Below are 23,816 nucleotides of genomic sequence, written 5' to 3' on the forward strand. Positions count from 1 at the left end.
CGATGAATGATGCCCGTTTTGACGCATGGAGTATTTGATGAGCTGTTCCCCTGACCTGCCGGTGCGCAACCTTGTCACGTCGGCGAAGAGCATGCGGTCTGTCATGACGGAACGGACGTCGATGACCCGCCCCGTTGGAAACGTCTAGGACCGTGGCATATTGCGACCACAAGGATGATCAGGTGAATTTCAGCCAGTTCCTTTTCCACACGTCCTTTCCGTTCGACGATTTGCGTCGGTCCGCCCTGCACCGCGCAATGGGCGCCCCCACCCGATCGTGGCCGGCTTCCGGCCTTTTGGATCATCTTCAACGATCGGCATGCCCATGACCGGCGCTGCAACGTGGAGGCACGCATCCATCGCGGATGGCAGCCGGTTTGACGCGATCGTCGTGGGCTCTGGCGCGGCAGGTGGCGTCGCCGCCACCGCGCTGGCCGAGGCGGGGATGCGCGTGGCGGTCCTAGAGGCCGGCGATGCCGGGCCCGGCCGCATCAACCCCGTGACCAAGGCCCTGACGGCCGTGGCCCGGTTCCTGGACAGGACCAGGGCCGAAAGCCGGATGCCGCCCAGCCTGGCCCGCTTTGGTGAACGCGCCTTTCGGCTGTTGGGCCGCGCCCGCCAGCCGGTCCAGTCGCGTTGCTTTGCCTGGGCGATGGCCCCCAACGTGCTGGTCGACGACCGCGACTGTCCCTACCAGACCGAGGACGGCAGCCAGTTCCTGTGGTTCCGCGCCCGCCAGCCGGGGGGGCGCATGACCGTTCCCGGCCATGGGCGCCAGTACTATCGTCTGTCCGGCATGAAGTCGGATGGCTCGAACAGCGCCGACAATGCCTGGCCCTTTGCGCTGGAGGATGTCGCCGACTGGTACGGATGGGTCGAGGACAAGCTGCAGTTGCGCGGCGGCGATCAGGCCGTTCCCGGCCCGGACACCAGCCGCCTGGCCGGCGTCCTGCAGCCCACCCCGTCCGAGCAGGCGATCATCGGCGCGATCCGGTCCAGATGGCCGCGGGCACGGCCGGTGCTGGGCAATTTCGCGCCGCCCCTGTCATGGCTGGACATCGCGGCCGGCACGGGCCGCATGGCGTTTCAGGCCGGTGCCGTGGTGCGCCGCGTCCTGAAGGATCCGTCGGGCGCGGTCAGCGGGGTCGAATGGATCGACGGCCGCACGGGCGCGGTCCGGACCGTCCACGCGCCGGTCGTGTTCCTCTGCGCCTCGGCGATCGAGAGCACGCGCATTTTGCTGCTGTCGCGGTCGGTGGGCGATGATGCGGGCATCGGGACGGAATCGCCCGCCCTGGGCCGTCACCTGATGGACCATGCGGTCATGAGCGGAACCGGATATCGCGCCGGATCGGACGACGTCCTGCCCGAACAGGCAGAGCCAGGCCGCTGCATCCACATTCCGCCCGACCCGTCGTTGCATCCGTCGATCAGCATGCAGATCCATGTCCATCCCCGTCCCGACGGGGCCGCGCGGGTCGACATCGTCTCGTTCGCCGAGATGCTGCCCGATCCGTGGAACCGGGTGACGCTGTCGCCGTCGCAGACCGACCGGTACGGCATCCCGGTCCCGGTGATCCGCTTCCGCCATTCGGCGGAACAGCGCGCCCTGGCGGACCGTCAGGCGCAGATCATCCGCGAGCTGTCGGCGGATATCGGTCTGACGGACGTGATTGTGAACACCGACCTGTCCCCCGGCGGCACCAGCGTGCATGAATGCGGCACGGCGCGGATGGGAACCGATCCCGCAACATCCGTCGTGGACATGCACAATGAATGCTGGGACGTGCCGGGCCTTTATGTCACGGACGGGGCGTGCTTTCCGCGCCAGCATGTCCACAACCCGACCCTGACGATGATGATGCTGACCGCACGCGCCGCGGCGCATGCGGCCGCCCGCTGATCAGCGCTGGCCCGCAAGCTTGCGGGCCACCATCGCCATCAGCGGGGTGGGATAGCGCATCCCAAGCGTGACGATGCAGGTCCGGTCCAGAATCTCCAGCGTGCGGGCGCACATGTCGGGTGTGTATTCGATGTCGCGCTTGGCCCAGGCCCAGGGGTTCATCTTGGGATGGAAGGTCCGCTTGTTCAGGATCGGCTCCCAATTGGTGTACAGGTGCTTGGAGCTGTCGCGCAGGCGGTTGTGCACGCCCCGGCGGCCGGTCAGCTCGATCGCCTTCTCTCGGGTCGGGGCCAGGATCGACAGGCTGACGGCCGATGCGGGATCGTTGTGCGGGGTGACCCTGAATTCGCTGCTGTGCTGCAGGATATCGGCCAGGACGGCGCGGCGCTTTTGCATCCGGCGCAGCATGGGGACCACCTTCTTCAGCTGGACGCGCAGCATGGCGCCGTCCATCTCGGTGACCTTCATGTTCATGCCGACGAATTCGGGCTCGTTCAGCCGGTCGCCGTGCTGGCGTACCATCGATCCCAGATCGTGATAGCTGCGCGCGCGGATGAAATAGCGTTCGTCGCTGGTCAGGACGGCCCCGCCTTCGCCGATGTTCATGTTCTTCATGCGGTTGAAGCTGAACACGCCCAGGTCGCCGATCGCCCCGCAATGCCGGTCCTTGTATCGGATGCCAACGGCCTGGGACGAATCCTCGATGACGATCAGGCCATGTTCTTTGGCGATCGCCATGATCGCGTCCATGTCGCAGGGCGCGTTGACCATGTGCACCGGGATGATCGCGCGGGTATAGGGGGTAATCTTGGCCCGGATGTCCTCGGGGTCCATGGTCAGCGTCTCGTCGATGTCGACCAGGATCGGCACGGCCCCGACCTGCACCGGCGCGGCGGCGGTCGCCATCCAGGTATAGGCCGGCACCAGCACCTCGTCGCCCGGACCGATCCCGGCGGCGGCCAAGGCCGCAACCAGCGCGCTGGTCCCCGAATTCACGGCCAGCACATGCGCGGCGCCGGTCTGGGCGGCCATCTCGCGTTCGAACAGGGCCGTCCGGCTGGCCCCGCTGTCATAGCGCAGCAGGCTGCCGCTTGCGATGGCGCGGCCGACCGCGAACCACTCTCTCAGACCGACGTCAGGCACTGTCCGCTCCGTATGCGATGGGCGCTGGATTGCGCGCCGTGCACCATCCCGCGCCAGGGCCTGCAGGGCAAGGGGAAGATGCCGAATCCACCCGGTTATCGGTACTGCGGCGGCCCGTTCCGCCCCCCACAATGGCGTGATTCCACTTCCGGTGGCGAGGCGGGACCGTCGCACAGCGCGGGCGGGCCTGCCCGACTTTGGTGGCAGCGCGGCGCGGCCCGGCTGGCCATGATGGGAAAGCCGCTGCACCATCTGCAAGCAATCCGAGGGGCGCTCATGGACGATCATGCTGATGTCGATCTGGCCCGCGCCAGTGTCAGGGCCGTGGCCGACGACGTGGCGGGGACGCTGGTGGGCCACGACTGGCTGGTCGAACGTCTGCTGATCGCGTACCTGACCGGCGGCCATGTCCTGCTGGAGGGGCCGCCGGGCATCGCCAAGACGCGCGCGGTCAAGCAGCTGGCGGCTCGTCTGCCGGGCGAGCATGCGCGCATCCAGTGCACCCCCGACCTGCTGCCGTCGGACCTGACCGGCAGCCAGGTGTTCCGTCCCGAGACCGGCGGCTTCGACTTTCTGCCCGGCCCGGTCTTTCACAACATCGTCCTGGTGGACGAGATCAATCGCGCGCCCCCCAAGGTCCAGTCGGCCCTGCTGGAGGCGATGGCCGAAGGGCAGGTCACCACCGGCGGCGTGACACGCCCCCTGCCGCATCCCTTCATGGTCGTGGCCACCCAGAACCCGATCGAGCACGAAGGGACCTTTCCGCTGCCCGAGGCGCAGATGGACCGCTTTCTGCTGCACCTGCGGCTGGATCTGCCGGGCGCCGACGACGAACGCGCCATTCTGGACCTGGTCGAGGCCGAGGGCCGGGGCAGCATGGCGGCCGTGCTGTCGCAGGTGACGGCCGCCGACCTGGATCGCGCGCGCCTGCAGGTCGCGGAGGTGACGTTGGCCCCCGTGCTCAAGGATTTCATCATCAGGCTGGTTTTGGCGACGCGGCCCGGCGGGGCGCTGGCAGAGGCGGTCGAACACCCGGTCTCTCCGCGCGGGACGCTGGCGCTGGCCGCGGCGGTGCGCGCGCGGGCCTGGCTGCAGGGCCGTGATCACGGCCTGCCCGAGGACGTGCAGGCCCTGGCCCCCGATGCCTTGGCCCACCGGCTGGTCCCGAACTGGAAGGCCGCCAGCGAAGGGCAGGACGGCCGCCGCCTGATCGCCGAGGCGCTGCGCCAGGTGACCCCGTGGTAGGGGCGCCATGAGCGGCTGGCGGTCCGCGCCCGGCATCGCCCTGACGCTGGAGGCGCTGGTCGACCTGCAGGCGGGGCAGGGCGTCATGCCCCGGCAGCGGCCCATGGCGCGGCGGGCGGGGGTCATGGCCTCGCGCCATCCGGGCAGCGGCATGGACCTGAGGGAGATCCGCGCCTATGTCCCCGGCGACGATCCGCGCCGGATGGACCCTTCGGCCAGCGCGCGCACGGGCGTGCCGCATGTGCGCGCCCTGCACGAGGATCGCGACGACATCACGCTGCTGATCGCCGATCTGCGCGGGCCGATGCTGTGGGGCACGGGCGACTCGCTGCGGTCGGTGCGCGGCGCGCGGCATCTGGCGGAGCTTGGCTGGCAGGCGGTGGCGCGCCAGGGTGCGGTCGGCCTGATCGTCGCCGAAGGGGCGGGGGTCCGCGTGTTGCCGCCCGCGACCGGCGCGGGCCATATGCTGACCCTTTGCCGCCTGCTGGTCGACCGCCATGCCGCCGCCCTGGCCGATCCCCCCGGCACGGCGCCCCTGACCGAGGCGCTGTCCCTGGCCGCCCGCACCGCGCCGACGGGCGCCCATGTCGTCCTGGCCACCCTGCCCGATGGTTGGCAGGGGGCCGATGCCGCGCTGTCCCGCCTGGCCCGCGGCCGCCGGGTGGAGGTCGCGCTGATCCTGGACCCGCTGGAGACCGCGCCACCCGCCCGCCCGCTGCCGGTTCGACAGGGCGGCGCCACGCGGCTGCTGCGCCTGCAGCCCGCCGATCTGGGTGGCCAGACCGACCGCCTGGCCGCGATGGGCGCCGTTGCGCGACGGGTTGAGCCGTGACGCCTGAGGCGATGACCCATGACCAGCTGATGCAGGCCCTGTCCCCGATCCGCCTGCCCACGCCGATGGCCATCCTGTCGACGGCAGAGATGGCCGCGCTTCTGGCACTGGGCATCATCGCGGGGCTGGTGCTGGCCTTGGCGGTGCTGCCCTTCACGCGCCGCCGGGCGGCCCGCCCGCGTCTGCGCGTGGCGGCGCTGCGGGGGCTGCCGGTGCCGGACCGCCTGCTGGCCATCGCCCGCATGCTGGGCAATCTGCCAGCGGCGCTGCGCCCGGCCGCCTATGGCGCGGCCCCGCCACCGTCCGACCGCCGGATCGAGGCGATCACCCGCGGCGCCCGCCTGCGCCGCCTGTGGCGCAGATGAGCCTGGCCGCACCCTGGCTGCTGGCGCTGCTGCCGCTGCCGCTGTTGCTGCGCTGGCTTCTGCCGCCGGTGGTCCGGCCCCGTGCCGCGCTGGACGTGCCCGACCACCTGTTGCCCCATGCCACGCCTGGCAGCCTGCCGCCGCTGCACCGCGCCCCGTGGCTGGCGGCCGCGGCCTGGGTGCTGCTTGTCGTCGCCCTGGCGGGGCCGCAGGTGGAACGCCAGGCCCAGGTGGTTCCCGCCAGCGGGCGGGAGATCGTCCTGGCGCTGGACCTGTCGGGCAGCATGGAACAGGCCGATTTCACCCTGGACGGTCAGCCCGTCAGCCGCCTGGACGCGGTCAAGCGCACCGCCCGCGCCTTTGTGCAAAGCCGGACGGGCGACCGGATCGGCCTGGTGATCTTCGGCGGACGCGCCTATGTCGCGGCGCCGCTGACCTTCGATCTGAACGCCGTCGTGCAGGCCATCGACGAGGCGCAGATCGGCGTGTCGGGCCGCGGCACGGCCATCGCCGACGGCCTGGGCCTGGCGATCCGCAGGTTGCAGGACAGCACGTCGCCCGGCCGGGTCGTGGTGCTGCTGTCGGACGGGGTCGACACCTCGGGCAGCGTGCTGGCGGTGGACGCGGCGCGCTTGGCGGCGTCGCACGGGCTGCGCATCCACACCATCGCCCTGGGCCCCGAGGACCTGGAGACCCGCCCCACCGCCCGCGACGCGGTCGACGTGGCGACCCTGCGCGCGGTGGCCGAAACCGCGGGGGGCGCGCTGTTTCGCGTGCGCGACACCGCCGACCTGACCGCGATGGCGCAGGCGCTGGACCGGCTGGAGCCCAGCCCGGGCGAACGGCCGCCGCTGCGCTATTGGCGGTCGCTGTGGATCTGGCCCGCGATGCTGTGCGCCGCCTGCCTGATGCTGGCCGCGATCCGGAGGCGGGAATGACCGGCGCGCTGCTGCTGCGGCCGTGGTGGCTGGCGGGTCTGGTGCCGCTTCTGGCGCTTGCGTGGTGGCTGGACCGTCGCGGGCCGTCCGCTGGCGGGTGGGAACAGGTCATGCCGGCGCACATGCTGGCCGCGATGCGCGCGATTGGCGCCCTGGGCGGCAGCACCGGCCGGTGGGGTCCGCTGCTGCCCGTGGGGGCGGCGGCGCTGCTGGTGCTGGGCCTGTCCGGGCCGGCCCTGCCGCGCGCCGATGCGCCCGTCCTGGCGCGCACCGACAGCGTGCTGATCGCCATCGACCTGTCCCCGTCGGTCGCGCGGGGACCGGCGCTGGCGCAGGCGCAACAGGCCGCCGCCGCCCTGCTGCAGGGGCTGGCCGGCCGGCCCGTCGGCCTGATCCTCTACAGCGGAGAGGCCTATGCCGCATCCGCCCCCACCACCGATCCGCGCACGCTGCAGACGCTGATCGCGGTCCTGGATGCCGACACGGTGCCCGGTCAGGGCAGCAGACCCGCCGCCGCCATCGGCCTGGCCGGGCAGATGTTCGCCGATGCGGGGCAGGCCGATCTGGTCCTGATCTCGGACGGGGCGGGGGTCGATGGCCAGGCCGTGGCCGAGGCCGGGCGTCTGGCCGCCCTGGGCACGCGCATCTGGGCGGTCCGGGTCGTGGGCGCCGCGCCGCAGGCGCCCACCCCTGCGCCCGATGCGCTGGCGCAGCTAGTGCAATCGGGCGGTCAGATGGTGCTGGCACAGGATGTCGACGACTTGGCCGCCCGGCTGCGCCAGGGGGGCGATCGCCGTCGCGATCCAGCGGTTACGGCCCTGGGCTATCGCGATCTGGGGCCGTTCCTGGCCGCGCTGGCCGCCCTGCCGCTGCTGCAGATGCTGAGGCGGCGGCAATGAGGGCGGCGGCGGTCCTTCTGGTCCTGGCCGTGGCGGCGCTGGTCCTTGCCGGCCCCGCGGCGCTTGGTGCGCTGGCGCTGCGGGCGGGGTGGGACCGGGTCGCGCTGATCCTGCTGGACGATCCGGGCGCACGGGGCGTGGCCCATTACCGGTTGGGCGACCACGGCCTGGCCGATGCCGATTTCGCCCGCGCGGGCCGGTCGCAGACCTACAACCGCGCGCTGTCGCTGGCCGCCACGGGCGACTATCCCCTGGCGGTCGCCTATTTCGACGCGGTGCTGTTCGCCAACCCCGCCGACGAACAGGCCCGCGCCAGCCGCGACCTGGTGGCGACGATGTTTCCGCCGCAGCAGGGCGACAGCGTCGCGCCGGGTCGCATCCTGGGGCGGGGCGGGCGTCCCGCCCCGGACGAGATGATCGCCAACGCCCTGACCGACGCCGCCGCCGAAAGCTGGCGCCGTCCGGTCGAGGCGCGGGGCATGGCCGCCAGCGACGCGTGGCTGGAAACCATCGCCGACGATCCCGGCGAATTCCTGGCCCTGCGGTTGCAGGCCGAACACGACCGGCGCGCCGGGCTGGGCCTGATCCGGCCCGAGGCGGGTGACCCGTGGTGATCCGGCTGATCCTCTTGCTGCTGATGCTGGCCACGCCGCTGCGCGCCGAAACCCCTGCGCCCCTGGCCCCCGGAGAGGCGCGGCTGCTGATCCTGCACGATCACGGCAACCCCGTCGTGGCCGAGATGGTACGCCTGACGCTCCGAGGCGAATACGACCTGACCGTGTCGCTGGAAAGCCTGACCTTTCCGTCGTCCGACGCCTATGACTGGATGCAGATCGACCGCGACCGCTGGTTCCAGGAACGCATCGGCGGGCGGATGATCCAGATCTTCGAACGCGACATCGCGCTGTTTCCGCGCCGGGCAGGGGACCTGACCATCGGTCCGCTAACCCATAACCTGACCAACATCACCCGCAGCGGCGTCCGCGAGGAGGTCAGCGTCACGTCGGGCACAACGCGCCTGACGGTCAAGCCCTTTCCCCATTCTGGCCGCCCCCTGACGGCACGCAGGCTGGTGCTGACGGACGAGTTGTCCGCACCGCCCGGCCGCCTGGCCAAGGACGACATCCTGACCCGCCGCGTCACCATCGAGGCCCTGGGCGCGATGGCCCATCACCTGCCGCCGCGCCCCGACATCGCCCAGCCCTGGCTGATCAGCTTTACCCTGCCGGAAACCCGCGAGACGATCCCGACCCCGGACGGCCCGGTCGCCCGCGTGGTCTGGGAATGGCAGATGCGCCCCCGCACGGGCGAGCCAGGCGTCCTGCCCGCGATCCCCTTTCCCTGGCTGGACACCGACAGCCGCCGGATCGAGGTGGCGGCGATGAAGCCGATCCCCTTCGGTTTCGCGGGCTTCAGCACCGCATCGGGGACGGGCGTCGCTCTGTATTGGCAGATGGTGGGGCTGGCGCTCTCGGGCGGGGTGGTCGCGCTGGCCGTGGTGCTGTGGGGCAGGCTGCCCGCGATCGGGCGCGGCCTGCGCCGGCTGCGGCCCGGCCCGCATGCGGCCGCGATGCGCAGGGCGGCAGCCAGTGGCGATCTGACCGGGCTGCGTGCAGCCGCGGCGGCACATCTGGCGTGGCGCGGGGGCGGCGGGCCGCGCAGGCAGGCCCTGCTGCGCCAGCTGGACCACCAGATCTATGCCCCCGCCGGCGCGCCGGGGTTCGACGCGATGCGCTGGTTGCGCGACTGGTCGCGGGCCTAGCGGTTCCGCCGGGACGTCGCGCGGGCCTGCAGCTGATCCAGCGCGTCGGCATTGGCCCGGCCCCAGGCATAGACCGTCTCGACCAGGTCGACGAAGCGCCTGCCAAGCGGCGTCAGGCTGTATTCGACCGCCGGCGGGACCGTGCTTTCGACATGGCGGTCGATCAGGCCGCTGTCCTCCATCTCGCGCAGGGTCTGGACCAGCATTTTCTTGGAGATCCCGGGCAGGCTGCGCAGCAGCACCCCATTGCGCGCCGCACCCCCGTGCTGGGCATGCAGCGTGTGCAGGATCATGCTGGTCCATTTCGTGGCAAAGATCTCCATCGTGCGCCGGGGGGCGCAATCCTCGCGCCAGTCGGTGTCGATGCTGCCGGGTTCCATGGTGGTTACCTTTCGGTGGCTATGTCCCAATTTGGTGCCGTCTGGCACGACCGCGCCGCGCTGACTAGATCCCCTGACAGCACAAAGACAGGAGAGATTCATGACCCGCACCGCATTGGTTGTCGGCGCCACCGGCATTCAGGGCCAGGCCATCGCCGCCCAACTGGTCCGCGACGGATGGGCCGTCCTGGGCCTCAGCCGCAATCCGCAGCCGCAGGAGGGCGTGACGCCCGTGGCCGCCGACCTGCTGGACCCCGCATCCGTCGCCGCCGCCCTGGACGGTCTGGCCCCGACGCATGTGTTCCTGACCACCTGGCTGCGCCAGTCGACCGAGGCCGAGAACATCCGCGTCAACGCCCTGATGCTGCGCAACCTGTTCGACGGTCTGCGTCCGCTTGGCACCGTGCGCCACGCGGCGCTGGTGACCGGGCTGAAGCATTACCTTGGACCGTTCGAGGCCTATGGCAAGGGCAGCCTGCCCAAGACCCCGTTCCGCGAGGATCAGGGGCGGCTGGACGTCGCGAATTTCTATTACGCGCAAGAGGATGAACTGTTCGAGGCCGCGCGCAGCGACGGCTTCACCTACAGCATCCACCGCCCCCACACCGTCATCGGCAAGGCGGTCGGGAACGCCATGAACATGGGCACCACCTTGGCCGTCTATGCCGCCATCTGCCGCGAGACCGGGCGCCCGTTCCGCTTTCCCGGATCGGCCGTGCAGTGGAACGGCCTGACGGACATGACCGACGCCCGCCAGCTGGCCGCCCAGGTCATCTGGGCGGCGACCACACCCGCCGCGCATGACCAGGCGTTCAATATCGTCAACGGCGACGTCTTTCGCTGGAACTGGATGTGGCACCGTCTGGCCGACTGGTTCGGCGTCAAAGCCGAGGATTTCGACGGCACCGAACGCCCCTTGGCCGACCAGATGGCGGACGACGCCGCGATCTGGGCACGCATCGCCGAACGCGAAGGGCTGGCCGAGCCGGATATCACCCGCCTGGTGTCGCCGTGGCACACCGACGCCGACCTGGGTCGGCCGATCGAGGTCGTGACCGACATGTCCAAAAGCCGCAAGCTGGGCTTCACCGCCTATCAGGCGACGGACGAGGCGTTCTTCGACCTGTTCGAACAGCTGGAGGCAGACCGGATCATCCCCCGCCGCTGACCGTCCAAAGATCTGCATCTGCTGCGGTGAGGATGTCGGGCGACCGGCACCCTCATCGCCGCGGACGGAATGATGGTTTGCCTGGCCCATGGCCGACGGTGCTTTGGTCATGCGACGGAGGCGTCCGACGACACTCACGACGACCACAGAACCGCATCAGGTCAGTTGATCATATCGTGACGGTGAGGTGATGGCGGAGACGAAGGGATGGGATGATCTAAGGGGTTAACGTATTATTTTCATTGATCCCATGTAGTTATGATGGTCAGCGTGTGTTGCTACCAGGATCATCATGCCCGTAGAAGCAGAGCTTCAACTTGTCAGTTCAAACAGGGGTTATGCCCCTTCACCCCATGAGGGGTGTTGAACGTGCCCCAATACCTACAGAAGCGTCGTCAGGGCTACTATGCAGTCCTAGAGGTCCCACGCGCTCTCAGAGGCAAGATGGGCAAGGCAAGGTTCATCCAGTCGCTACAGACTGACAGCCTCAAGGTTGCTGAGGTCAGGAAGCATGAACTGATAGGTCGCTGGAAGGCAGAGATACAGGCTGCACAGGGTAATTCACCCAACTTAGACAGGGTTGTACTTGTCCGTCAGAAGATGGCCGCGAAGGTCAAACCTGACCCTGTAGACATTGCTATGATCCTGACCCCCCAAACCGATCATGACATGAGTGATCTAGAGACGAACCGTAAGGACCTGTCTGCTGTCCTGCATGGCAAGAAATTCCCCCTCAAGCACCATCTGGCAGCCTACGAAAAGACGCTTTCACACATTGAAGCCAAGTCTAAGGACATGCGGCTCTCTGACATTCGTAGGTTCATCAAGAAATTCAAATATGCTGAGGATGCTACAAACAGAGACGTAAAAGAATGGGTAGAGGTCAACCTGATCGCTGAGGATGGACTGTCTGTAGCCACTTGTAGAAGGATCATGTCTAACCTGCGCCAGTACTGGAAATACCTTACCGACAGGAAAGACCTGAACGTCCTAGAACCCTTCAAATATGTAGTCCCTGACCGCACTGTGAGCCGTAAGCAGCAGGTTGCCACCAGACGCAAGGACATAGAGCCTGAGGACTACCGTACACTCCTACAAGCTGCACAGGAGAAGGGTGATACCCAACTTGCCTACCTCATACAGCTAGGGGCTTATACAGGCGCTAGGGTAGAGGAACTTTGTAGCATTAAGCTGGACAAGGTACTTCCTGACAGATTGTTGGTAGAGGACGCAAAGTCACCCGCAGGGTGGAGAACTATACCCCTACATACGGACATTCTTGATCTCGTCGCTACAATGAAAAAAGAGAGTAAAGATGAGTACTTGTGACGTTGCCCCCGACTTTTATCCAGCGTGAGCGAGACTCCGAGTTTGAGTTTTGCCGTTTTGGACGGGTTGGGCAACGGGGGCTGGCGCGGAGCTTTGCGGGTTGCGCAGCGTCAGGCCCCGTTGCGGGGTGAAGGTTTGGGCGAACTCGGCTGGCGTCTGCCAGCCAAGGCGTGAATGCGGGCGTTCGATGTTGTAGTCCATGCGCCAGGCTGCGAGCGTGGCGCGGGCATGGCTCAGGGACGGGAACAGCGTCTCGTTCAAAAGCTCGTCGCGCAACCGACCATTGAAGCTCTCGATGAAGGCGTTCTGGGTCGGCTTGCCGGGCGCGATGTAGTGCCATTCGATCTTGCGATCGTCAGCGAAGGTCAAGATGGCGTTCGACGTAAATTCGGTCCCGTTGTCGCTGACCACGGTTCCGGGCTTGCCGCGCACATCGAACAGCGTTGCCAGTTCCCGCGCGACCCTCGCACCGGACAGCGATGTGTCGGCGATCAGGGCAAGGCACTCCCGCGTGCAGTCATCGACCACAGTCAACACGCGGAAGCGGCGGCCATCGGTCAGCTGGTCGGAGACGAAGTCCAGTGACCAGCGCTGGTTCGGCATCAGTGGCCGCGACATCGGAGCTCGTGTGCCGATGGCCCGCTTGCGCCCGCCGCGGCGCCGGACATGCAGCCGTTCCTCACGGTAGATGCGGAACAGACGCTTGTGGTTCACCTCATGCCCCTCGCGGCGCAGGAACACATGCAGCCGCCGATAGCCGAAGCGGCGACGGACCCGCGCCAGTTCCTTGAGCCGCTCGCGCAGCACCGGATCGTCCTGCCGGATCGCCTCATACCGCATGGTCATCCGGCAACAGCCGATCACCCGACACGCCCGCCGTTCGCTCATCCCGTGGCCTGCCACTAGATGTGCGACCGCTTGCCGCTTCGCGGCGGGCGCTACCACTTTTTTCCCAGGAGATCTTTCAGCGCCGCAGTGTCGAGCATCGCATCGGCCAGCAGCCGTTTCAGGCGAGCGTTCTCGTCCTCAAGCCCCTTCAGGCGCTTGGCCTCGCTGACGTCCATGCCGCCATACTTGGCCTTCCACTTGTAGACCGTCGCATCGCTGACGCCGTGCTTGCGGCACAGATCGGCGACGGAAACTCCTGCCTCATGCTCCTTCAGAATGCCGATGATCTGATCTTCGGTGAACCTGCTGCGCTTCATCTCTGGTCCTCTTGGTTGGGCCAGAGTCTACCTCAAACTGGATTAGGCGCAGGGGGCAACGTCACTTGCTTTCTGGATTATCCTTCAACAAGTATGGCGACAGGTCAAACGCAATAGGTAAGCGTTTTGGCAAGCTAAAGCTAAAATGTGGGTTTGGCGGAAACATAGTTTTTCACTCGTTGCGGAAAGGTGTTGCTACTCAATTTCAGAGACTTGGTGTAGCTGAGAATGTAGCTGCTAACCTGCTAGGGCATGACATACCGACAATGACCTACGGCCTATACTCAGGCAACAAGCTGGACTTTACTGTTCTGCAAGAAACCATCAACAAGCTGGAATGGAAATAAAAATGGCTAAACTTAGTGATCTGCTGGCTCAACAGGAAAAACTTAAGCAGCAAATTGTAGACGCTTCGCAAGAAGAAGTAGCAGAAATTAAAGAGCGTCTTGAGGCTATCAGTAGCGCAACTGGTCAAAGCGTTTCCGAATTGCTCGGTCTATCTACTGTGCCAGCAGCAAAGAAGAACAAGCCTACAGCGGATAAAGATAGTCAGATGTTGACGGAATGGCGAACCACTAAGCTTGGTAAGGGTTATGTTGACCCTCAAGGTAAGACATACATTGTCAAAGATAAGGGTAGGCTTCCTGCTTGGCTTGTTGAGGCAGTCAAGAGCGGCAAGTTGAAGTAGTCATAGAGGCCGTAGAAGGCACCGTAGAGCGGCGAAAGAACCCTTATGTAGATCATCCTACCTGAGAGTGCCAATGCCGCTCTACGCTACGCTCAATAAACACCGAACTTTATTTGATGTAGTGAATGCTGCGCTCTTGACAGGGCAGTAACCGTGCCTATCTGCACTACTATAGTAGTTGAAACTACAGGCATGACAAATCATCAATCAGTCATGGAATAAGATAGTACTATAGTAAGTAACTATAGTTACTCGTTGAAGGTGTAGGAATTATTCATTGCTGATACGGCTACTGCTAGTGCTGAGGCGATGTAGATAAAGCTAAAGATCATAATATGTTCCTTTAAGATAGAAAAAGTCCCTAAGGCTATTTAATGCCCTAGGGATATATTTATTTGATGATTGTAGAATCTATTCTTTACTGCCCCAAGTAACACCTTTTCGTCCAAATTGGTCTTTGAATGATGCGGAATAGTTGAAGAGCTGTCCTGTGACCTTTGCTGTAGCAGTCCTGAGGGACACACAAGCCCGATTGGCATCTACACAGAGAATGGTATCTTTTCCATAAGGTGCTAGGTTCATCCAGTTGTCAGCTACAGCCCTGTCCCTAATCTGTGTGAATAGACTTGTTTCGGGTAGTTCATCACCTTCTACATTAAGCCACCGTAGCGCGGGACCCGCACCTGTCACACACCAGCTTGTCTGTAGATGGGGCTTAATGACAGTGATTGACGAGATAGGATAGTAATTTAGCGTCTTTAGCTGATCTAGGGGAATGTTATGGTAGCTGTCGTCCAGGATCGCTGAACCGTACTTGGTGAGTACCCTAAACTTGCTCTCCACACCTATTGTAGTGACGCTGTACTGCCCTAATTGATCGTCCCTGACCCGGTAGCCATTTCGACCTTTAGTCCGCTGTAGCAGCTTCCCTGTGAGCGTATCCCTACATACTGCAACAAGTTCCTTGTCCTGATCGGGGATAGTCTCCATAGCAATCTGAAACTCATTACTACCATAGGCTAGGAAGCTTACCAGAATACGTTCTAGATCATCTTTTGTAGCCTCTTTGACAACAGATAGTCGATTATCTAGGTAGAATTTCAGTTCTGCTACCTTTTGGGCTGTAGCTTGATCTTGTGATAGGACAGACCAGTTTGTTTTGAATTTAATCATGTTTAAGTTCCTTGATTGTAAAATAGTCTATGTAGGAAGGGGTATTAAAACCCCCGCTTGTTCCTACGAATTGAATCCTGAACTGCTTGCTTTGAAGCCTTAGTAATTCTTGGAATCTGTGCGTTGACAATTCTAGCAACAGACTCGTCGCCATTGGCTGCAATGTGGAAATTGCGGTAAATATTCACCTGACTACCGCCACCACCTGAGACAGCTACACCAAGTTGACCTTGAGCATTGCGTTTAAGCGGCATGATAGCTTCTGGTCCTGCTTCACCCATCATTCCTGTCTTATTGCCGCCATAGCCAAAGAGGGTAGGGGAACCTACAACGCCACCTTTAGCGAACATTTTGACACCACCAGCACCAAAGGCATTACCTTTAGCTGACAGCAGACTGAATAGAGCATTACCAGCCATATCAGCAGCACCTTTAGCTACATATTGCTGATAGACTTCTAGGAGAATATTTCTAAGCATACCTTTGAAAGCATCTTTGATACTTGAAGTACCATCCACGACAGTCATTAGAAGGCTCTCCACGCTATTCTTGCCTAGATTCTAGATTTCTTGCTCTCTTTGAAGCTTTCGCTCCAGGGCAAGCTCCTCTCTTGCCATAGCTTCAATCTGTGCCTTAGAAACTTGAGCACGGGCGTCTCCAAGCCTACTTTCAATCTAAATGACTTTCTCTAGTTCCTGTCTCTGTTCACCATGAATACCTAAAAGGCTGTTCTTGTTTTCTTTGATGAATTCGCTTGTGTAGTTATTGCTTGGCTTGAAATTGGTTTGCAGTGTTGTCATGTGGAACTTTTTTTTCAATGAGATACAAGTCAAAAGTCCGTATTGGCCATGCTCTTCAAGTCCTTTATGTTGGACGCTGTTCGCTTATAGACAACACCTTACAAATGAGCCGGAGCCACTGGCGGGCAACCAAAGGAGTGCCAGTTTATGAGAGATGATCGAGACACACTACTCAAAGGTGTTGAAGCCTTCACTTACAGCGTAGCATTGCTAGCAGCCTCCCTGACGCTCTTTCTGTTCCTTATGGGGAACGCAGATGTTAGTAGGGCAGGGGTAGCTGCTGGAGTGCTTTGGTTTATCTTCTCGATCCCTTTACACTTCATGGCCTACGAGAGCGGGGTGCTTTCGTTGGCGTACATTTTCGGCCTGGAGCCAAAGAGAGACCGAACTGAGGGCGTCGTCGCTTTTCTAGTTCTGATCCCAGTAACCTTGCTTCTGGTTGCGAACAGTGGCCTGCTATTCGGTGACGCTGAACAGCCATCGAGCGACAAACCCACCCCAGAGGCGCATCAAGGACGGTGACTTGAGTAACACGTTAGTAGTTGGCCTGTTTGCTGGGTGTATGATTGGCTTCATACTATCAATGCTGGCTGGAGCCTTTGGTGTTGGTACCATTCAGGCAGTCCCACCCTGGTTACAGGGAGTGTTTAGCGGCTTTGCTACGTTCGTCAGCATCTACGCTGTTTATCTTGTCAGCGAAACTTTGAGGGCAACAGGAGATACGCTCTCAGCAACACAAGACATGGCTAAGCAGCAAGCTGAAACGAACATCGCGCAAACTCGGGCTTGGTTGCATGTCCACGATTTCGGTTATGAAGCAAACGAAGAGACATTCCATGAAGGTGAATACGAAGTTTATGATAGGATCTGGGTAAGCCTGAGGAATTTTGGAAATACGCCCGCTCTTAACGTAAGTGTTAATAAGGCGATTAAGTTCTATTCAGGTGGAGCAGATGACGCCGCAAATTCCAAACACGATCCCTTTCTAAAATTACCTAGCGAACCAGTGCGCTTCTCAGCGGTTCCACCAGAGAAGAATACCAAAACAATTTATTTCGCCTTTCCCTCGTCTGAATGGCCAAGGCAGTACGAAGAGGCCGTATTTGAGTTGGAGGTAACGTATCTTGTTATGCCATCTAGGGGTGAGATATTCGAAAAATTCAGATTCAAGTTCTGCTTCTATGAAGACCAAGCTTGGCTAGAACTTCAGTAGTTGCCTGTGAAAGAAGATTATCAACAGATTCATCTTTGGATGGATCATAATAGCGTTTAACGTCCGCCAGAACAGAGTTTAAAATCTTCCTGGTGTGATCTACTCTAAATGGGCTCAGCTACTCTTTCTGTAGGCGGGTTACGCATGGACTGTAATGAATGTTACCCTCGTGGTAGGGCTTTGAGCTACACCCTGCTTTGATACACTGTGGCGTGTACGGGATACGCTAGTCATGAGCACAGCCCTTCCTCCCGTAGTCTATGACGAAACCAGTACTTATAGGGTGGCGTCCCGGATAGCTTCTGCGTGTCCCCGACAGCCTGTTTCAAGCCCTCCCTCACTGTCCAAGTAGGTCGGTATAGGGAAAGGCTCTGATGGCTCTGTAGTCCCTATCCGTTCCCACTCTCTGAACGATTTAGCACGTACTGCACGGTCGTCTTGTTCCTCTGTTGTCAGCTTAGCCCGATGGCGTAGCGTCTGAGGCTTCCATGAGGGATTCTGACTGTCCTTAGCCTGAGTGGTCATGAGCGTCTCAGGATCGAAACCCATCTTGAGCAAGGCTCTTGCACCATCACGTACGGGACTGTTGACTAGGCCGATCAGGTTGTCATTTAGGTAGATAGCAAACTTAGATTTCTTGTCTGACTTATGGCTTGGTAGTGTTTCGTAAGTTCGTAGTTTGTATGTTAATGTAATTACCTTCATTAATTATTTCCTTGAATAGTATTTAGTTTAATAGTTCTTCCAATACTTCTTCTTCCTGACTGTTAAGCCAATCTTCTAGAAGTTTTTTCATTCTTGTAGATGCTACAAATAGTGAAATAGATTTACCGTTACGAACTGCACTGCGAAACACAAACTGGATCATCTCACTTAGTGCAAATTGGTCACTGTCAATCGGTAGGTCGTGAGACTGAAAATAGGCACTGACTGAGACGTGTGGGTACCGATCATAGCAATGTAGAACTACGTCTTTGTGTGAGTAGTCATTAGTCGCCCTAGACATTGCTGATAGATATACATTCGATACTGGCCGATCTTTGGGGCGACCTACATACTTAGGACCCTTGTTAGCATTCAGCTTAGGCAGTGCTGCCATGATCCTGTTGTCATCGTTATCTGCATGATTCCTTACCCCTCGAACAATTTTACCGATTAGCTGTAGCTGTGTTGGGGTGGCAGTCCTTTTATACCAAGTAGAAGAAAGACTAATTCGCTTCACGGGGTCCATAGTTGGAATATGGACAAATTGGATGTTGTCGCGCAATGACTTAATTACATCGTCATTCGATTTGTAGAGAGGAATATCTAGATACTTCCAATCAATACCATAAAGTTTAAGAAATCGCTCTAGTACACAGCCTTTGAATATGTACGTGATGATGATTGTCTGTTTAGCAGCCTTAAACAACTCAATAGGAATTTGTGTTACTAGGAATGTGTTTGTCTTGGTAGTGTAGAGATTGCCTTTACTTGCTTCCTTAGCAATGTTCTCGAATGATCCACCGACAAAATATGAAACAGGCTTTTTTAGAATAACCTGATTGTAGGGATGAGTAATTGACGTTGCCCCCTGCGCCTAATCCAGTTTGAGGTAGACTCTGGCCCAACCAAGAGGACCAGAGATGAAGCGCAGCAGGTTCACCGAAGATCAGATCATCGGCATTCTGAAGGAGCATGAGGCAGGAGTTTCCGTCGCCGATCTGTGCCGCAAGCACGGCGTCAGCGATGCGACGGTCTACAAGTGGAAGGCCAAGTATGGCGGCATGGACGTCAGCGAGGCCAAGCGCCTGAAGGGGCTTGAGGACGAGAACGCTCGCCTGAAACGGCTGCTGGCCGATGCGATGCTCGACACTGCGGCGCTGAAAGATCTCCTGGGAAAAAAGTGGTAGCGCCCGCCGCGAAGCGGCAAGCGGTCGCACATCTAGTGGCAGGCCACGGGATGAGCGAACGGCGGGCGTGTCGGGTGATCGGCTGTTGCCGGATGACCATGCGGTATGAGGCGATCCGGCAGGACGATCCGGTGCTGCGCGAGCGGCTCAAGGAACTGGCGCGGGTCCGTCGCCGCTTCGGCTATCGGCGGCTGCATGTGTTCCTGCGCCGCGAGGGGCATGAGGTGAACCACAAGCGTCTGTTCCGCATCTACCGTGAGGAACGGCTGCATGTCCGGCGCCGCGGCGGGCGCAAGCGGGCCATCGGCACACGAGCTCCGATGTCGCGGCCACTGATGCCGAACCAGCGCTGGTCACTGGACTTCGTCTCCGACCAGCTGACCGATGGCCGCCGCTTCCGCGTGTTGACTGTGGTCGATGACTGCACGCGGGAGTGCCTTGCCCTGATCGCCGACACATCGCTGTCCGGTGCGAGGGTCGCGCGGGAACTGGCAACGCTGTTCGATGTGCGCGGCAAGCCCGGAACCGTGGTCAGCGACAACGGGACCGAATTTACGTCGAACGCCATCTTGACCTTCGCTGACGATCGCAAGATCGAATGGCACTACATCGCGCCCGGCAAGCCGACCCAGAACGCCTTCATCGAGAGCTTCAATGGTCGGTTGCGCGACGAGCTTTTGAACGAGACGCTGTTCCCGTCCCTGAGCCATGCCCGCGCCACGCTCGCAGCCTGGCGCATGGACTACAACATCGAACGCCCGCATTCACGCCTTGGCTGGCAGACGCCAGCCGAGTTCGCCCAAACCTTCACCCCGCAACGGGGCCTGACGCTGCGCAACCCGCAAAGCTCCGCGCCAGCCCCCGTTGCCCAACCCGTCCAAAACGGCAAAACTCAAACTCGGAGTCTCGCTCACGCTGGATAAAAGTCGGGGGCAACGTCACAATCTCTGCACTGTCCTGTTCTACCATCATGGTAACGTCACGAGACTTGCAGGCAAATTCCTCAACTACATTGATTTCTTCATCTAGGATCAGTTTGTAACTCTGAGATTGAATAACCTGCCAATGCCGCTGATCCATAAGGGCAAACAGTGAGTGAGTAGTGGCAATGTTCTCACCGTCTAGGAGTAGTTTCAGAGCGTCTGCTGTCTTGGTATCGCTATCGCTCTTAGGGGCTTTGAATTGCAGTTCTGGCAGTTCTGACTGAATACGTTCTTCTACTTCACTGAGAAGCGGTGACACGTAGATGTACTTACTGTCTTGGTTCTTGCGCATCATGTTGAAGATAGCTGTAGACTTGCCTGTGCCTGGAAGGGCATCGAGTACTAAAATTGTTTTCATGGGATTAGCCTAAAAAATAAAATAGCCGCCACTCCAACGTCCGGGGGAACGTGAGTGACGGCTTAAACCTTGAGGAATGACCAAGGTATTTCTTATATCGCGACAATGCCCCCCGGCATCTAAAGTCGTGAATGTGAATGGGGATGATTGGTTAAAAGAAGAAATGGCCGATAGCTAACGATTTCAGACATCGGGCTATCGGCTAAAGTCTATGATTTAACAACCAAGGATTACTGTCTTTTTAGCAGCACTGGCAGACGCTGCATTAACACATAGACAGCAGAACGTGCTATTTTGTCTCCGATTATAATATAATACTTTTTTCTGAAATTTCAAGGGGTATAGGCAATATGACGTTACGTCACCTTGAATATAATCGGTGATTTATTTGGTAATATCCAGATTACCCAAACCGCACCCGCACTAAGTAGTAGAACGGTTGGTCTATGCTTTCTTTGAATTACTAATATAAGCACTCTGCCCGATTTTTGCAGCGTAAACCATGTCACTTGCGAAAATAAACATGAGGAGTGGCGTTAGTCCAGGTGCTTATTGAGCCTGATTTATTATTGATTGGTCAGTCAATTATTACAGGGTTGGGCGGAATGTGCCCAAGTGGGGGTCTTAACCATTGGATAAAAAAGGGAAATTCAGCCTGACCCTTAGAATAAAACTAGTAAGACAGACATGCCAATAACTACTGTGATAACGAGCACAGCGGACCAGCAATCAAGCCTTACGTCTTGCTTCCTGTCATCCCTTCGTGATGAATTTCCTTGACTCGTTTAGCTAACTTATCAAGTCCATCTACAAAATAAGAAGTATGGTATAGTGCTGTAACTGTAGTTATCTTTCTTATCTCTAAATATATAAATGGCTTACAAGCCAAGATGCGATAGCACGGTAATTAAAGCATAAGCTAAAGAGGCTACAGTAGTTAGATACTATATGGTCATGACTTAGCCTATCGGCTGGCCTGTCGGCCTTATTATTAGTAGAAGATATGATTTAGACTACTACGTATCCATCTTATTATGTAGCTATTCTTTGTAGGTTCCCGACAGGAGTCCAAGGGTTTTGGCTACGTAGTAGTCACAGACAGGGCAGCGTAAGCTGTCATGGCTGACCCGCTGGCGCTCGTTACTGTTCTCTTATCTGTAGCTGTAATACCTTAGTTACATAACAATAGCTTACACACCGCTATAGTAGTGATGTATCCTTAAGATTATTCTGTTATTTCAATACTATGTTCTACTTTGGTTCCATTTCAGCATTGTTCGTATTTGGTGGAAAAGTCTTACCCTGCCGCTCTCCTAGTCAAATTAAATCATCATTCCCATCGCGGGTAGGGTGCTGACTTTACCTCTATTGATCGCCCTTCTTTGCGTTGACATTTGTTCCTTTTCATAATCTCTCCACTTAATGATTCTTTTAGTCCAAGTTCTCTATTTTTATTGACTCCCAGGAATAAGCTTAAGCCGCAAACTTAGATGATTCTTTGTCCGAAATGGGTGTACCGTAGCACTACGTCTCAATCGGACAGTTTAAGCGTCCTAATAGGGTTGACTCAGGAATTATCGGACAGTACCTAGAGTACATCTAGACCCTAATCGGACACATCATCATGGCAACCTACGGATACGCCCGCGTCAGCACCACAGACCAAGACCTGACCATTCAGCAGGAAGCACTCAAGAGGGCAGGGTGTACCGTCATACGCTTTGAGAAGGCCACAGGGACCAAGTTGGAAGGCAGAAGGGAACTGACCACTCTGCTAGACTTCCTGACCACAGGGGACGTTCTGGTGATCACACGGCTTGATCGTCTGGCCCGCTCTATGGATGATCTGACCACCATAGTACGCCAGCTTGAACAGAAGGGTGTTGAACTGAGGGCAACGGAACAGCCCATAGACACCAGTAGCCCGGCAGGTAAGGCGTTCTTCCAGATGCTAGGTGTGTTCGCTGAGTTCGAGACGAACCTACGCAAAGAGCGTCAGCTAGAGGGCATAGCGGCTGCTAAGGCCAAGGGTGTGTACAAGGGGCGCAAGCCCTCTATTGATCCTGCTGTGGTCAAGCAGCTTGCGGCTGAGGGTGTAGGACCGTCGGAGATAGCTAAGCGTATGGGTGTAGCTCGTTCCAGCGTCTACCGCTTCCTAGAGTAGTCACGCTGCTGCCTGGAACTATGTAGGTGGGGGATTCCTTTGGTGGAGTTCCCCTCTTAGTCATGCGTAGGGTCCCCCCCGAAAATAACCGGGCCACCCCTATGGCGCGTGGGTAGGGTCACTGATCTACTATATAAAAAAATAAAACTCAACTTAGGAAGCATTGATATGGCAGGGTTGGTGACGACGCTAAGTGCGGAATGGCCAGTAATTGCTGGTGCTCCATGGTCTTTTGTAGGCTCGGTTGCGGTTGTAGCCGTTGTGGTATGGGGAGTACTTCAGTGGGCCTACACGACGCGCATGGCAAACTTGAACAGTAGCCTTTCAACTCGTGACGATAGGATTGATGATCTGACAGGCAAGCTTGTGGATCGTGACCACAGGATCGCTGAACTGACCACGAAGCTTGCTGATGCGCTGGCTACACCTAAGAAAGCACAACCGTTGGACCCTGATGAGATTCAGCAATCTGATCGGATCGTGGGCAAGCTACAGGCGCATGAAGTTCGGAGGAGTGAAGGCATAGTAGTAGCCAAGAAGCTTGTCGCAAATGGTGACTACAACCAAACGCTACCCTTTGCATTTCGCGATATGACCCTTGTATTAGTCGATTTTGGATCATCTGGGTCAATGTCGGGATTCGGGGAAACGAAGCGAGAATTTGGAAAGGTAATTTGTAGGATAATAAACTAAATCCTCATGCCTTTATCTAATGGCAGGTGCCTATCTGGGAGCTAGCACAGGATCAAAATTTTCCCAACGCTTTCCTGTTGTATTTAGATATTCAAGTTGCTTAGAGAACGAACCCTTTATGTAATTATTCAACCATTGGAATAGTTCGAGCCACTGCGGCGGAACCCCGTCATGAACGGTTGCATTCCAGTGGATTGTTGTCTTTACCTCATGCTCTGTTACATAAAGTCCTAGTCTTGCAGCTACAGTTTCATGGTCCCCATGATGAGCATAGCGCTCATGCCGCAGAGAGATAATTTTATCGTGCACTGGAAGCAGATGTTCTGGTATCAGCTTGCGCTTAAAAACAGGCGCACCCTTACTCTCGGTAAATAGTCTACCATAGGAGATAACGATAATTGTGGTGAAGGCTTCCATGTCCATGACGCGCCGGTATGCATCTATTGAAGCATCTGTTTCGCTGACTTCTCTCAGCCTTTTCGAGTATATGAGAATATCTTGTGTTGTAGCTAGCGCAATTACTGTGCGTCGCAGCCGATTAATATGGCTGAGGTTCTTATTAATATACGCTTCTGCATCTTCATTTGTAAAACTCACAGACCCTCGCCCTGTTCTCCAAACGCTTTGACTTGCACAAATCACTCCTACCCATACTAAAGGTAAGATTCTTGTAGTGGAGATTT

The 23,816-nt window shown here is 59.1% G+C and carries 21 protein-coding genes; 15 read left to right on the plus strand and 6 right to left on the minus strand.

The window, feature by feature from the left end; all coding sequences use genetic code 11:
* The first annotated feature begins 325 nt into the window (after nucleotides 1-325).
* Entirely contained in the window at nucleotides 326-1,903 is a 1,578-nt protein-coding gene (locus tag PRL19_RS09685) for a GMC oxidoreductase (protein WP_045983193.1), read from the plus strand.
* On the opposite strand, the gene PRL19_RS09690 is transcribed toward PRL19_RS09685, so the two are convergent.
* Entirely contained in the window at nucleotides 1,904-3,046 is a 1,143-nt protein-coding gene (locus PRL19_RS09690; RefSeq protein WP_045983192.1) for a DegT/DnrJ/EryC1/StrS family aminotransferase, read from the minus strand.
* A gap of 276 nt (nucleotides 3,047-3,322) precedes the next feature.
* Between PRL19_RS09690 and PRL19_RS09695 the strand changes: the two genes are divergently transcribed.
* The 7 genes from PRL19_RS09695 to PRL19_RS09725 are packed head-to-tail and all read left to right on the plus strand — an operon-like array spanning nucleotide 3,323 to nucleotide 9,087.
* On the plus strand, nucleotides 3,323-4,291 hold the full coding sequence (locus PRL19_RS09695) for an AAA family ATPase (protein ID WP_273742798.1): 969 nt from the start codon (nucleotides 3,323-3,325) through the stop codon (nucleotides 4,289-4,291).
* 7 nt (nucleotides 4,292-4,298) lie between these two features.
* A complete protein-coding gene (locus PRL19_RS09700) occupies nucleotides 4,299-5,123 on the plus strand; it encodes a DUF58 domain-containing protein (RefSeq protein ID WP_273742799.1) in 825 nt (274 codons plus the stop codon).
* Entirely contained in the window at nucleotides 5,120-5,488 is a 369-nt protein-coding gene (locus tag PRL19_RS09705) for a hypothetical protein (protein ID WP_273742800.1), read from the plus strand. The genes PRL19_RS09700 and PRL19_RS09705 overlap by 4 nt, the downstream gene beginning before the upstream one ends.
* Nucleotides 5,485-6,426, plus strand: coding sequence for a VWA domain-containing protein (locus PRL19_RS09710; protein WP_273742801.1), 942 nt, complete (start codon nucleotides 5,485-5,487; stop codon nucleotides 6,424-6,426). Before PRL19_RS09705 ends, PRL19_RS09710 begins: the two co-directional genes overlap by 4 nt.
* Nucleotides 6,423-7,325 (plus strand): VWA domain-containing protein, encoded by a 903-nt coding sequence (locus PRL19_RS09715; RefSeq protein ID WP_273742802.1) that lies wholly within the window; start codon nucleotides 6,423-6,425, stop codon nucleotides 7,323-7,325. The genes PRL19_RS09710 and PRL19_RS09715 overlap by 4 nt, the downstream gene beginning before the upstream one ends.
* A complete protein-coding gene (locus PRL19_RS09720) occupies nucleotides 7,322-7,939 on the plus strand; it encodes a tetratricopeptide repeat protein (RefSeq protein ID WP_194885251.1) in 618 nt (205 codons plus the stop codon). Before PRL19_RS09715 ends, PRL19_RS09720 begins: the two co-directional genes overlap by 4 nt.
* A complete protein-coding gene (locus PRL19_RS09725) occupies nucleotides 7,936-9,087 on the plus strand; it encodes a hypothetical protein (RefSeq protein ID WP_273742803.1) in 1,152 nt (383 codons plus the stop codon). The genes PRL19_RS09720 and PRL19_RS09725 overlap by 4 nt, the downstream gene beginning before the upstream one ends.
* On the opposite strand, the gene PRL19_RS09730 is transcribed toward PRL19_RS09725, so the two are convergent.
* Nucleotides 9,084-9,467 (minus strand): winged helix-turn-helix transcriptional regulator, encoded by a 384-nt coding sequence (locus PRL19_RS09730; protein WP_046000940.1) that lies wholly within the window; start codon nucleotides 9,465-9,467, stop codon nucleotides 9,084-9,086. The genes PRL19_RS09725 and PRL19_RS09730 overlap by 4 nt on opposite strands.
* A 100-nt stretch (nucleotides 9,468-9,567) precedes the next feature.
* Here PRL19_RS09730 and PRL19_RS09735 point away from each other — a divergent pair, with 100 nt between their 5' ends.
* Both PRL19_RS09735 and PRL19_RS09740 read left to right on the plus strand, forming a co-directional pair.
* Nucleotides 9,568-10,635 carry an SDR family oxidoreductase gene (locus tag PRL19_RS09735; RefSeq protein WP_273742804.1) on the plus strand — a complete coding sequence of 356 codons (1,068 nt, stop codon included), beginning with the start codon at nucleotides 9,568-9,570 and terminating at the stop codon, nucleotides 10,633-10,635.
* Nucleotides 10,636-11,004: 369 nt separating this feature from the next.
* Complete coding sequence (locus PRL19_RS09740) at nucleotides 11,005-11,964, plus strand: DUF6538 domain-containing protein (protein WP_337960278.1); 960 nt, start codon at nucleotides 11,005-11,007, stop codon at nucleotides 11,962-11,964.
* Nucleotides 11,965-11,979: 15 nt separating this feature from the next.
* Here the strand turns inward: PRL19_RS09740 and PRL19_RS09745 are convergent.
* A protein-coding gene (locus tag PRL19_RS09745; RefSeq protein ID WP_273742807.1) for an IS3 family transposase occupies nucleotides 11,980-13,169 on the minus strand; the annotation gives its coding sequence in 2 pieces (ribosomal slippage) (nucleotides 11,980-12,911 and nucleotides 12,911-13,169; 1,191 coding nt in all).
* A 349-nt stretch (nucleotides 13,170-13,518) separates the two neighbouring features.
* Here PRL19_RS09745 and PRL19_RS09750 point away from each other — a divergent pair.
* Nucleotides 13,519-13,857 (plus strand): H-NS family nucleoid-associated regulatory protein, encoded by a 339-nt coding sequence (locus PRL19_RS09750; RefSeq protein WP_273742808.1) that lies wholly within the window; start codon nucleotides 13,519-13,521, stop codon nucleotides 13,855-13,857.
* Between the two features lie 411 nt (nucleotides 13,858-14,268).
* Here PRL19_RS09750 and PRL19_RS09755 read toward each other — a convergent pair whose 3' ends face one another.
* Together PRL19_RS09755 and PRL19_RS09760 are read right to left on the minus strand one after the other, a co-directional pair.
* On the minus strand, nucleotides 14,269-15,030 hold the full coding sequence (locus PRL19_RS09755) for a hypothetical protein (RefSeq protein WP_273742809.1): 762 nt from the start codon (nucleotides 15,028-15,030) through the stop codon (nucleotides 14,269-14,271).
* A 44-nt stretch (nucleotides 15,031-15,074) separates the two neighbouring features.
* Nucleotides 15,075-15,557 (minus strand): phage tail tape measure family protein, encoded by a 483-nt coding sequence (locus PRL19_RS09760; protein ID WP_273742810.1) that lies wholly within the window; start codon nucleotides 15,555-15,557, stop codon nucleotides 15,075-15,077.
* A gap of 796 nt (nucleotides 15,558-16,353) precedes the next feature.
* Between PRL19_RS09760 and PRL19_RS09765 the strand changes: the two genes are divergently transcribed.
* The 4 genes from PRL19_RS09765 (at nucleotide 16,354) to PRL19_RS09780 (ending at nucleotide 23,133) form a co-directional block, all read left to right on the plus strand.
* Nucleotides 16,354-17,043: a hypothetical protein gene (locus PRL19_RS09765; RefSeq protein WP_273742811.1), complete on the plus strand. Its 690-nt coding sequence runs from the start codon at nucleotides 16,354-16,356 to the stop codon at nucleotides 17,041-17,043.
* A 1,625-nt stretch (nucleotides 17,044-18,668) separates the two neighbouring features.
* Nucleotides 18,669-19,858, plus strand: a protein-coding gene (locus tag PRL19_RS09770) for an IS3 family transposase (protein ID WP_273742807.1) whose coding sequence is annotated in 2 segments (ribosomal slippage) — nucleotides 18,669-18,927 and nucleotides 18,927-19,858 — 1,191 coding nt in all. Because the reading frame shifts where the segments join, the coding sequence is not laid out codon by codon here.
* A 2,042-nt stretch (nucleotides 19,859-21,900) separates the two neighbouring features.
* Nucleotides 21,901-22,440, plus strand: coding sequence for a recombinase family protein (locus PRL19_RS09775; protein WP_273742812.1), 540 nt, complete (start codon nucleotides 21,901-21,903; stop codon nucleotides 22,438-22,440).
* Nucleotides 22,441-22,608: 168 nt separating this feature from the next.
* Nucleotides 22,609-23,133 (plus strand): hypothetical protein, encoded by a 525-nt coding sequence (locus tag PRL19_RS09780; RefSeq protein ID WP_273742813.1) that lies wholly within the window; start codon nucleotides 22,609-22,611, stop codon nucleotides 23,131-23,133.
* A 30-nt stretch (nucleotides 23,134-23,163) separates the two neighbouring features.
* Here the strand turns inward: PRL19_RS09780 and PRL19_RS09785 are convergent, their stop codons facing one another.
* Nucleotides 23,164-23,730 (minus strand): hypothetical protein, encoded by a 567-nt coding sequence (locus PRL19_RS09785; RefSeq protein WP_273742814.1) that lies wholly within the window; start codon nucleotides 23,728-23,730, stop codon nucleotides 23,164-23,166.
* Between the last annotated feature and the right edge of the window lie 86 nt (nucleotides 23,731-23,816).

Source organism: Paracoccus marcusii, from assembly GCF_028621715.1.
Classification (GTDB): Bacteria; Pseudomonadota; Alphaproteobacteria; order Rhodobacterales; family Rhodobacteraceae; genus Paracoccus; species Paracoccus marcusii.